3 protein-coding genes are annotated in these 12,114 nt (G+C 67.5%); all 3 read right to left on the bottom strand.

All coding sequences use genetic code 11. From position 1 onward, the window contains the following. Positions 1 to 107 precede the first annotated feature (107 nt). Positions 108 to 9,863 carry a non-ribosomal peptide synthetase gene (locus AAW51_RS16830; RefSeq protein ID WP_053013657.1) on the bottom strand — a complete coding sequence of 3,252 codons (9,756 nt, stop codon included), beginning with the start codon at positions 9,861 to 9,863 and terminating at the stop codon, positions 108 to 110. Positions 9,864 to 10,514: 651 nt separating this feature from the next. Beyond that, positions 10,515 to 10,703 carry a hypothetical protein gene (locus AAW51_RS30015; protein WP_157359927.1) on the bottom strand — a complete coding sequence of 63 codons (189 nt, stop codon included), beginning with the start codon at positions 10,701 to 10,703 and terminating at the stop codon, positions 10,515 to 10,517. Positions 10,704 to 10,787: 84 nt separating this feature from the next. Beyond that, entirely contained in the window at positions 10,788 to 12,080 is a 1,293-nt protein-coding gene (locus AAW51_RS16840) for an ABC transporter substrate-binding protein (RefSeq protein WP_047195525.1), read from the bottom strand. Positions 12,081 to 12,114 lie beyond the last annotated feature (34 nt).

Genomic DNA, 12,114 nt, shown 5'->3' on the forward strand with positions numbered 1-12,114 from the left:
CACAAGCGCAGGCCGCCGCTGCGGCGGCCCGTGTCGGGGCCGCCGGCTCATACACACTTGGATGGGCGTTTGCAGACGCCGCGCTGACGGCGCGCTGTCGCCGTGCCCTATGCGGTGCTGCCGGCCATCTCTTGCAACTGCGCCTCGGACAGGTCGTCCAGTGCGGCCAGCACCCGTGCGATGTCCGAGGCGTCGAACTGGCTCAATTGCGCGTCGATCACCCGCGCTGTCAGCGCGGCGACGGTCGCATGGTTGAAGACGTCGAGAAGGGCCAGCTCCACGGCGAACACCTCCCGTATGCGTGTCACCAAACGGGTGGCGACGAGGGAATGGCCGCCGAGATCGAAGAAGTTGTCATGCCGGCCGACACGCTCGAACCCGAGCAGTTCCTGCCAGATCGAGACCATCGTCGTTTCGTGCTCGCCCTGCGGCGCCTGGTACTGCCGCGCCTGCAGCAGACCGGCGTCGGGTGGCGGCAGCGCGCGCCGGTCCACCTTGCCGTTGGGGGTCAGCGGCAGCCGCTCGAGCACCACGAAGACGGCGGGCACCATGTGCTCCGGCAGCGCCGTCGACAGGTGCTCGCGCAGGCCTTCCATCGTGACAAGGCCTGGCTCGTGCACGGTGAGGTAGGCCACCAGCCGCTTTTCGCCCGGCACCTCCTCGCGCGCCACCACCACCGCGTCCTTCACCTGCGCGTGGCGCGCCAGCTGCGCCTCGATCTCGCCCAGCTCGATGCGGAAGCCGCGCACCTTCACCTGGTCGTCATTGCGTCCCAGGTAGTCGATCTGGCCATCCGCGCGCCACCGGCCCAGGTCGCCGGTGCGGTACATCTGCGCCTGAGGTTCCGCGCTGAACGGGTCGGCGACAAACCGCTCGGCCGTCAGCTCGGGCCGGTTCAAGTAACCCCGCGCCACCGCGACACCGCCTATGTAGATCTCTCCCGTCACGCCGATCGGCACCGGCTGCCGGCGCTCGTCGAGGATGTAGAGACGCGCATTGGCGATGGGCGTGCCGATGGTGGGAAGTTCCGGCCACCGCTCGACCTCCTCGGGCAGCGACAAGGCCGTGACCACATGGCTTTCGGTGGGGCCATAGTGGTTGTGTAGGCGACAGCCCGGCTGTGACTTGAACAGCGCGGCGATGGCCGGCGTGATGCGCAGTTGCTCACCGGCGGTGATCACGTCTTCCAGGCACGGCAGCGCCTGCGACGAGGCCACCATGGCCTCGGCCAGGTGATGCAGCGCGACGAAGGGCAGGAACACCCGCTGCACGGCCTGCTCGTGCAGCAAGCGGACCAAGGCCACCGGGTCGCCCCGGACGGCCTCGGGGATCATGACCAGGGTGCCGCCTGTCGCCAAGGTGGTGAAGGTCTCCTGGAACGCCACGTCGAAGCCGAGGGCGGCGAACTGCAGGGTCCGCTGGGGCTTGCCCGAGCGTAGCGCGGCGCGCTGCCATTTCAGCAGGTTCACCAACGCGCTGTGCGGCATCGCGACGCCCTTGGGGGTGCCGGTCGAGCCCGAGGTGTAGATGACATAGGCCAGATGGTGCGGCGCCAACCCGATCGAGGCCGCCTCGACATCGCCCGCCTCCTGCGCCTCGACCGGTGGCCCGCCAGCCTCCAGCGCCAGGACGCGCGCTGCGGTCGCGACCCGGCCGCGCAGCCGCGCCTGTGTGATCACGACCGTCGGCGCAGCATCGGCCAACATGTACTCCAGGCGCTCGGTCGGATAGGCAGGGTCGAGCGGCACATAGGCGCCGCCGGCCTTCAGGATGCCCAGCAGGGCGACCACCATCTCGAGCGAGCGCTCCATGCAGACCGCCACCGGCGTGTCGGGCCCCACGCCCTGCGCCCGCAACTCGCGGGCGAGCCGATTGGCACGCGCGTTGAGGTCGGCATAGCTCAGGCGGTCGCCACCGTACACCACCGCCGCCGCGTCCGGGCAGCGTCGAGCCTGCGCCTCGAACAGCTGGTGGACCAGCCGCTCGTCCGGACCGGTGCTGTCGTTGCCATTGAAGCCCTGCAGCACTTGCTGCAACTCGTCCCCGGGCAGGATCGGCAGCGCCAGCAGGCGCGCTTGCGGCTGCGCCTCCAGGGCGCGCGCCAGGCTTTCCAGCGCCGTGTGCATGTACCCCGCCACGCGTTCGGCGTCGACGCTGCGGTCGACCTGCACGCCGAGCTCGAAGCGCTCGCCCAGATCGTCCACCATCAGCGAGAGCGGATAGTTGGTGCGCTCCTGGGTCGCCAGCAGCTCGATGCCGGTGGCCGGCATCGGACCGGCCGCATTTGCACTGTGGCGGTAGTTCAGCATCGCCGTGAACAAGGGCGCCGCGCCGCTGCAGCGCTGCGCCAGGGCCAACGAGGCTTGTTCGTGCGCGAGCAGCTCGACCAGCTCGCGCTGCGCCTGCTGCACCGCCTCGTGCACCGTCACCTCCTGGAGCCGCAGCCGCAAGGGCAAGGTGTTGATGAACATGCCCAGCGCACGGTCGGCGCCGGCCACCCCGCCTTGCAGGCGCCCCAGCAGCACGGTGCCGAACACCACGTCGTCGCGCCCGCTGCAGTGCGCCACCACCATCGCCCAGGCGACGTGGAACAGCGTCGCCGCACTCACCCCCAGGCCTTGCGCCAGGCCGCGCAGCCGCTGGCCCAGCTCGGCATGCACCTCGCGCCGCGTTTCCTCCAGGCGCTGCCCGCCACCGCGCACGTCCAGCAGCCCGAACGGTGCCGTCGGCTCCTGCACATCGCCCAGCTTGGCACGGAAGAACTCCTCGGCGTCGTGCTGCTGCGCCTGCAGCAACGCCTGCGCGACGAAGCTCCGGTACGCCACCGGCTCCGGCAAGCGCTCGGCACGCCCTTGCAGATGGGCCGCCACTTCCTCGAGCACGATGTCCAGCGACACGTGGTCGTTGACGATGTGGTGCAGTTGCAGCAGCACCAGCCAGCGCCCGCGCGCCGGGTCGGCCGCCGCTTCCAGCCGCACCAGTGGCGCCTGCTGCAGGTCGAGGTACAGCTCGCCTCGCTCCAAGCGCCCTTGCAGCACCTGCTGCGCATCCTCGCCTGCCTGCAGCTGCAGCGTCTGCACGCTCACGTCGGCCTGCCGCCACACCACTTGCACCGGCTGGCTCAGCCCGCGCCACACCACCGCGGTGCGCATCACGTCATGCCGATCGATCACCGACTGGAGCGCTCGCGCGAAGGCGTCCAGCCGCTCCCGGCTGTCGAACGACAGCAACGCGGGCAGCACATACACATCCTGCTGCTCGTTGAGCATGTGATGGAACCAGATGCCTTCCTGCAGCGGCGCCAGCGGATAGATGTCCTGCACATTGCGGGCCCCGCCCAGCACGCTCGCCACGACGGTGTCGATCTCCGACTGCTCCAGCGCCACCAGCGTCAACAGCTCCGGTGTGATGTGTTCGCACCCCGCCTCGATCAGGCACGGTGCCACACAGGGCACCGACACCAACGGCGTCAGGCCGGCCGCCAGCTCCGCGAGTGTGGGACGCATGAAGATGCTGGCGACCTCCGCCTTCCACCCCGCCTGACGCAGCCGCTCTATCAACTGCACTGCCAGCAGCGAGTGCCCCCCCAGCTCGAAGAAGTTGTCGTGCCGACCGACCTGCCCGACCTGCAGGATGTCTTGCCAGATCGCCGCCAGCACGGCTTCGACCCGACCCACCGGCGCTTCGTACTGCCGCGCCTGCAAGGCGCTCAGGTCCGGCGCCGGCAAGGCCTGCCGGTCCACTTTGCCGTTGGGCGTCAGCGGCAAGCATGGCAGCATCACGATGGCGGCGGGCACCATGTACTCGGGCAACACCGCCTTCAAGGTCGAGCGCAGTTGCGCCACGCCGGGAGCAGCTTCGCCTTGCACGGTGACGTAAGCCACCAGCCGCTTGTGCCCTGGCACGTCCTCGCGCGCGATCACGACGGCTTCTTTCACCTGCTCATGGCGCGCCAGCTGCGCTTCGATCTCGCCGAGCTCGACGCGGAAGCCTCGGATCTTGACCTGATGGTCGTTGCGGCCGAGGTATTCGAGATGGCCGTCGGCCCGCCAGCGGCCCAGGTCGCCGGTCTTGTAGAGCTTCGCGTTCGGCACCTCGCTGAACGGGTCCGGCACGAAACGCTCGGCGGTCAATTCCGGCCGGTTCAGGTATCCGCGAGCGACACCGGCGCCGCCGATGTAGATCTCCCCCGGCACCCCGATCGGCACCGGCTGCCGGCGCTCGTCGAGGAGGTAGATCTGCGTGTTGGCGATCGGGCGGCCGATCGGCACGGTGACGAGGTCGCTCGTGTCGGCAGGCAACTCGTAGACGCTGCAGCCGACCACGGTTTCGGTGGGCCCGTATTCATTGATCAAGCGGGCTTGAGGACAGATGCCGCGCCACAGCGCCACCGTGGCAGGCGCAAGCGCCTCGCCGCCGATGACAAAGGCCCGCACGGCGCACGGCGCCGGATTCGCCTGCAGACGCCGGCCCAGCGCGTCCAGATGCGCCGGTGTGATCTTGATGAGCGACCACGCCTTGCCTTGGCGCAGCAAGGCTTCCAGGCCCGCCAGTTCGTCGCCGTCGCGCACCAGCACCACGGTGCGGCCGCACAGCAGCGGCGTATAGAGGCTGGTGATGGTGGCGTCGAATGCGATCGAGGAGCTCACCACGGCCCCCTCACCTGCATGGCATTCATAGGCTCGTACCGCCCACTGGAGGTAGTTGAGCCACGCCGCGTGCTCGATCATCACGCCCTTGGGGCGGCCCGTGGAGCCGGAGGTATAGATGACGTAGGCCAGATGCCGCGGCAGCAGCCCCACCTCGTGCTGCTCCAGATCGGCCTCCCGATGCAGCAGGATCTCCGGCCACTGGGCGTCGAGCGCCACCACGTGCGCTGCCTTGCCGGCCAGCGCGGCTTGCAGGCGGGCTTCGGTCAGGATGACCGTGGGCTCGGCATCCTCGAGCATGTCGTTGATCCGCTCGGCCGGATAACCGGGGTCCAGCGGCACATACGCACCCCCGGCCTTCAAGACGCCCAGCAGCGCGACGATCAAGCCCGCGCTGCGCTCCGTGCAGATGGCGACCCGCCGATCGGGGCCGACGCCGTGTGCTCGCAGGTAACGCGCCAACTGGTTGGCTCTCGCGTTCAGCTCGCGGTAGCTGAGCTGGCACACGTCATCCCTCACCGCCACGGCATCGGGTGTCTGGGCGGCCTGCGCCTCGAACCACTGGTGCACCAGCCGCTCCTCCGGGAAGTCGCAACGGGTGGCGTTGAAATGCTGCAGCACCTGTCGGCGCTCTTCGAGAGGCAGGATGGGCAGCGTGAGCAGGCCCGCCTGCGGCTGCGCTGCCAAGGCGTGCGCCAGGCCTTCCAGCGCGGTGTGGATGTACGCGGTCACGCGGGCGGCACCGACGCTGCAATCCACCTGCGCGTTGAGCACGAAGCCATCGCCCAGGTCGTCCACCATCAGCGAAAACGGATAGTTGCTGCGCTCCTGCGCGACGAGCACCTCGACGCCCGGCCCCAGCCGGGCATGCGACTGCTCGCGGCTGTGGCGGTAGTTCAGCATGGCCGTGAACAAGGGCGACGCGCCGCTGCAGCGCTGCGCCAGGGCCAACGAGGCTTGTTCGTGCGCGAGCAGTTCGACCAGCTCGCGCTGCGCCTGCTGCACCGCCTCGTGCACCGTCACCTCCTTGAGCCGCAGCCGCAAGGGCAAGGTGTTGATGAACATGCCCAACGCACGGTCGGCGCCGGCCACCCCGCCTTGCAGGCGCCCCAGCAGCACGGTGCCGAACACCACGTCGTCGCGCCCGCTGCAGTGCGCCACCACCATCGCCCAGGCGACGTGGAACAGCGTCGCCGCACTCACCCCCAGGCCTTGCGCCAGGCCGCGCAGCCGCTGGCCCAGCTCGGCCTCCACCTCGCGCCGCGCTTCCTCCAGGCGCTGCCCGCCACCGCGCACGTCCAGCAGCCCGAACGGTGCCGTCGGCTCCTGCACATCGCCCAGCTTGGCACGGAAGAACTCCTCGGCGTCGTGCTGCTGCGCCTGCAGCAACGCCTGCGCCACGAAGCTCCGGTACGCCACCGGCTCCGGCAAGCGCTCGGCACGCCCTTGCAGATGGGCCGCCACTTCCTCGAGCACGATGTCCAGCGACACGTGGTCGTTGACGATGTGGTGCAGCTGCAGCAGCACCAGCCAGCGCCCGCGCGCCGGGTCGGCCGCCGCTTCCAGCCGCACCAGTGGCGCCTGCTGCAGGTCGAGGTACAGCTCGCCTCGCTCCAAGCGCCCTTGCAGCACCTGCTGCGCATCCTCGCCTGCCTGCAGCTGCAGCGTCTGCACGCTCACGTCGGCCTGCCGCCACACCACTTGCACCGGCTGGCTCAGCCCGCGCCACACCACCGCGGTGCGCATCACGTCATGCCGATCGATCACCGACTGGAGCGCTCGCGCGAAGGCGTCCAACCGCTCCCGGCTGTCGAACGACAGCAACGCCGGCAGCACATACACGTCCTGGTGCCCGTTGAGCATGTGGTGGAACCAGATGCCTTCCTGCAGCGGCGCCAGCGGATAGATGTCCTGTACGTTGCGGGCCCCGCCCGGCACGCTCGCCACGATGGTGTCGATCTCCGACTGCTCCAGCGCCACCAGCGTCAACAGCTCCGGTGTGATGTGTTCGCACCCCGCCTCGATCAGGCACGGTGCCACGCGGGCCACCGTGGCCCCGTCGCGCGCCAGGCGGGCTGCGAGGTCGACCAGCACCGGGTGATTGAAGACCGTTGCCACCTCGGCCTGCCACCCCGCCTGTCGCAGCCGTTCGATCAACTGCACCGCCAGCAGCGAGTGCCCGCCCAGCGCGAAGAAGCTGTCGTGCCGCCCCACGCGCTCGATCTGCAGCACCTCCTGCCAGATCGCCGCCAGTGCCTGCTCGGCAGCGCCTCGAGGGGCTTCAAATTGCTGGGTTTGCAGCGAGTTCCAGTCCGGCGCCGGCAGTGCCTGGCGGTCCACTTTTCCGCTGGGCGTCAACGGTGGGTTGTCCAACACCACGAAGGCACTGGGCACCATGTACTCGGGCAACACCGCCTTGAGGTGGGCGCGCAGCGCATCGACGAGCACCGCGCCTGGCTCCTGGGCGATCACGTAGGCCACCAGCCGCTTGTCGCCCGGTGTGTCCTCGCGGGCGATCACGACGGCGTCCTTGACCTGCGGCTGCGTGTTCAACTGGGTTTCGATCTCCCCCAACTCGATGCGAAAGCCCCGGATCTTGACCTGATGGTCGTTGCGGCCCAGGTACTCGATGTTGCCGTCGGAGCGCCAGCGCCCGAGGTCGCCGGTCCGATACATGCGTGCCTGTGCATGAGAGCTGAACGGGTCGGCAATGAAACGCTCGGCCGTCAACTCCGGCCGCCCCAGATAGCCACGCGCCACCCCGACGCCGCCGATGTAAAGCTCCCCCGTCACGCCGACGGGCACCGGCCGGCGTTGCTCGTCGAGGATGTAGATGCGGGTGTTGGCGATCGGTCGCCCGATCGGCGGCATGCGCGGGTCTTGCGGGTCGCACAAGTAGGTCGTCGCGCAGACCGTCGTCTCCGTCGGCCCATAGGCGTTGAAGAAGCGCCGCTGCTGCCCCCATTGTTGCGGCAACACCGCGGGACAAACGTCGCCGCCGACCACCAGGGCGACGAGACTGTCCAGAACACCGCCGCGCGGCAAGGCCGCGGCAGCCGCCGGCGGCAGGATCACGTGGGTGATCTGCTCCGTTCTGAGGGTGTCCAGCAGCGCTTGCCCGGGCAACAGACGTTCGCGTGAGGCGAGGTGCAAACTGGCACCGTTGGCCCAGGCCATCGTGTATTCCCAGACCGAGGTGTCGAAGCTCAGCGAGGAGAACTGCAGCACGCGCCGATGAGGACCGAAGTCGAACTCGCGGATCTGCATCGCCGCCAGATTGCACACACCGCGGTGCTCGACCATCACGCCCTTGGGCTTGCCGGTCGAGCCCGAGGTATAGATCACATAGGCGAGATGATGCGGCTGCAAACCGATGGCGGCGGGCTCCAGGTCGGCGTCGTCCTGATCGAAGATGGCCGGCCAGTCGGCGTCGAGCGCAACCACGGGCGCCTGCGTCCTGAGGCCACCGCGCAGCCGCTGCTGCGTGACCAGCACACGCGGCGCTGCGTCGTCCAGCATGAACTGCAGGCGCTCGCTCGGATACGCTGGGTCCAGCGGTACGTAGGCGCCGCCCGCCTTCAGGATGCCCAGCACACCTACCACCATTTCCAGCGAGCGTTCCACGCAGAGCGCCACCAGGGTGTCAGGGCCCACGCCGAAGGTGCGGAGATGGCGCGCGAGTTGATTGGCCCGCGCGTTCAGCTCGGCATAGCTCAGGCGCTCTCCTTCGAAGACGGCCGCTGTTGCCGTCGGCCTGTGCCGCACCTGCGCTTCGAACAACTCGTGGATGAGGCTGTCATCGGGGTAGGGATGGGCGGTCGCATTGAAGCCGTGCAACACCAGCTGACGCTCCTCCGCGGTCATGAACGGCAGGTCCTTCAGGGCCGCTGTTGCACCGTCGAGGACAGCCTGCGCCATCAAGGACATGCGCTCCCGCATCCGCTCGACCTCGGCTCGAGGCAAACCGCGCTCGTCGTGATGAAACTCGACTCGCACATCGCCCATCTGGTGGGTGTCACGCACCACGATCTCCAGCGGTGTGCGCGAAAACTGCAGGCCGCTGCAATATTGCCGAGCCGGGCCGAACTGGCCGCCGCCCTCGACCGGCTCGAACGACACGCTCACATCGAACAAGCGTGAGCGGCGGTCCTGCCCCAGCCCCAACTGCCGCTTGATCTCGGCGACCGGGCAACGTTGGTGGCGGTAGCAGCGCCGCAGCTCCTCGGCCACCGCATGCATCAACGCCACAAAGCCCGCCTGCCGGTCGACCCGAATGCCGACCGGTATGACGGAGGAAAACGTCCCGAGCGTCTGGCGCTGCGCGGCACCGCTGCGGTTGTGGACCGGCACACCGATGACCGCTTCCTCCACGTCGGTGGTGCGGGCGAAATAGGCATAGACGAGGCCGAACATGAAATGCGCGGTCGAGCAGCCGTGGCGGGCCGAGAATTCGGCGATCCGCTCGAACAGGCTGCGCTCGAGGGGCCATTCCACCGCGTCGCGACCGCGAACCTCGGGCGCCCCCTCCAGCACACCGCACGGCAGCAGAGGGGCAGGCAAGGTCGGGAAGCGTTGACGCCAGAAGCTCAGGTCCCGCTCGTGCCGCGCAGAGGCCAGATAGGCCTGATCCTCAACCACGAAATCGACGTAGGAAGGACCCGTTTGCGCAGCGCCTGCCTCCCCCGCGACGATACGGCTGTATTCGCTGCGCACGGACTGAAAAGCCAGGGCAGTGCCGTATCCGTCCATGATCAGGTGATGGAAGAAGTGCAGCCAATAGAACCGGGCCGGGCCGACCTGGACGATACGGGCGTCCCACAGCAGATGGTCGGTCAACGGGAAACGTTTGCCGAATGCCTGTCGCACGTAATCTTCGGCGAGATTTTCGGCGTCCGGCTCGTGGGAGAAATCGACGATGGTGAGTGGAAGTTCAACCTGCCGAAGCACTTCCTGTTCCGGGATAGCGCCCTTGCTACGAAGCACCGTCCTCAACACATCGTGCTGTTCGACCACTTGTCGAAGCGCTTGAGCCAGCGCTTCGATATGCACCGGGCCGTCAATCCGCGACAAACAGCCAATATTGTAGTGAGGCAATTCCGGCGCGAGGATTTGGTCGAACCAAATCGCCTGTTGCACCGAGGACAGTGGAAGAGCGGTAGGCGCCCGCGACGGGCGCTTCTCGGCATCCGCCGATTCGACTGCGTGGGTGTACATGGTCAATTCAGGTGAGCGGGAATATTTGTTTGATCCACTCGGGAGTCAACAAGCAAATACTGCCTGCTTTCTGTTCACCACCAACCGGATCGATTCAAGCCATGCGGGCGCACGGCCTCCTCTCTGTAATAGAGACGGACCCCATCACCACAAAAGCCGCATGAAAACGATTCGCCTTCTGCCACAGCTCCTGACAGGGTTGCCGCTATTACCTTCAACGGTACCGGCACACGACGGCCGAAAGAAAACCGGTGAAAGGCGTCTCCTCTCTTTTATTAATAAGTTCCGGCAAAGTCTAGGAATGGCGCCTTACGAATGGCTTACCGCGCCACGCCGTTTCCTTTTATAACGTAATGGACCGGCAGCCCTTATCACAGCTGAGAATTAGCAATCCTCAGCAATCTTCATTAATGGCAACAAAATGCGCCGGAGATATAGCGAATGGGGTGCTGCCAGGCAATACTTATTTGACGATTTCCGATACTGGCTTGCCGGTTACCTGCACGGTATTGACGATCACCGCGACAGCTGGGCCGCCGGTAGCAATCGAACGTGCATCGAGCGCATTGGCGCGCTTTCGCCCCGGGGCAGGAACGGCTGACCGGATCTGTACTCAGGGGAATGGCGGGCAGGGCCGCCGCGCCGGCCGCCTCAGTCCTGCAGCTGTTTGTAGAGGTCGTGCGTGGAACTGCCCGGCTGCCGGGCCACTGCCGCGAGGTTTCTCTCGACGGGCGGGTCGGTTTCGCGGAACTGCAAACATTTGCCGCGCTCCAGGACACGGACGCGGCACTCGGCGATGCGCGAGTGCTGTTCGTCAGCGAGACCGTGTGGGTTCGTCACGCGGACCAGGGCTGAGAGCCCCGCGCTCCCGCGCGCCGCAGTCGGCCTGTCCGTCCCGGTGGCCGGTGCCGCGCGGTCGTGACGTCACCAGCCGGCGCGCTGCAACTGCTGCAACTTCGACTCGATGCGGCTCACCGCTTCTTCCGGTTTGATGCGACGCTCCAGCGCCTCGTGCACGGTGGTGAAAAACTCGGCGCTGACGTCGTTGTACTTCGACCCCGTCGCACTGGAGGGGCGCGCCACGGTGGCGAAGAAGCTGCGCATCAGCGCGCCGAGGTAGGGGTTGGACGCCTTCACGTCGGGGTCGCGGTACAGGTCGTTGAGCGTGGGGTTATAGGACGCCTTGACGGCCCGTTGCTTCTGCACCTCGGCGCTCGTCAGGTACAGCAACAGGTCGGCGGCGAGTGCCGGGTTCTTGGAGTACTTCGACGCCGCCAGCTGCTGTCCGCCCAGGGTCGAGGCATGGCGCGCGGCGTCGCCGCTGCCTTTCGGCAGGATCGCGATGCCGACTTTGCCCTTGATCGGGCTGTCGGCGGCTTCGGCCAGTGCCCAGGCGTAGGGCCAGTTGCGCATGAACACCGCGTGGCCGTTCTGGAACACTCGCCGCGATTCCTCTTCGCTGAAGGTGAGCACCTCCGGCGGGGAGATGGTGCCGACCCAGGAGACGGCCGTGGTCAACGCATTGACTGCCGCCGTGCCGCCCAAGGTCACCTTGCCTGTCTCGTCGACCAGCGTGCCGCCTCCGAAGCTGCTCAGCCACTCCAGCGCGTCGCAGGTCAGGCCTTCGTAAGCACGGCCCTGCCACACGTATCCCCACAGTTCCTTTTGTCCGGCGGCGCGTTCGGCGCGTTGGATGTGCTCGGCGACCTTGGTCAGCTGCTCCCAGGTTTTCGGAAGGTCCTGCTGGTATTTTTCAAGCAGATCCTTGCGGTAGAACAGCAGCCCCGCGTCGATGAACCAGGGCATGGCGATCAGTTTGTCGCCCACCGTGCCGTTGGCCACCATCCCCGCGAAGTGCTGCTTCTCGACGCCTTTGCTGTAGGGCTTGAGATCCAGCAGATGGTCCCGCAGCGAGCCGACCTGCACGACATCCAGCTGCACCACGTCGATCTTGTCCGACTTCGCGTCCAGCATCTTCTGCAGCCACGCCAGGCGCGCGCTGCCCTCACTCGGCACGGGCACCAGTTCGACCGTGTTGCCGGTCTTCGCAGCCCAGACTTCGGTGGCCGTCCTGCACAGCTCGAGTTCCACGCCGATGCCGCTGCAAGCCGCACGGATGGTGGCGGCCCCCGCGGAGCCACTGGCGAACGCCAGCGGCGCCAGCAGCGCGAGCGCTGCGGTGGATCGCACCAGGCGCGACCACGTGATCCGACTCATCCTTGTTCTCCTCGATCGATCTTCGGTGGCCGGA

Origin of the sequence: Caldimonas brevitalea (assembly GCF_001017435.1) — a bacterium.
In the GTDB taxonomy this organism is placed as follows: domain Bacteria; phylum Pseudomonadota; class Gammaproteobacteria; order Burkholderiales; family Burkholderiaceae_C; genus Caldimonas; species Caldimonas brevitalea.

Excerpts from the sequence above, each read along its gene's own strand:
- AAW51_RS16830 (WP_053013657.1), bottom strand. The coding sequence starts at position 9,863 with ATGTACACCCACGCAGTCGAATCGGCGGATGCCGAGAAGCGCCCGTCG.
- AAW51_RS16840 (WP_047195525.1), bottom strand. The coding sequence starts at position 12,080 with ATGAGTCGGATCACGTGGTCGCGCCTGGTGCGATCCACCGCAGCGCTC.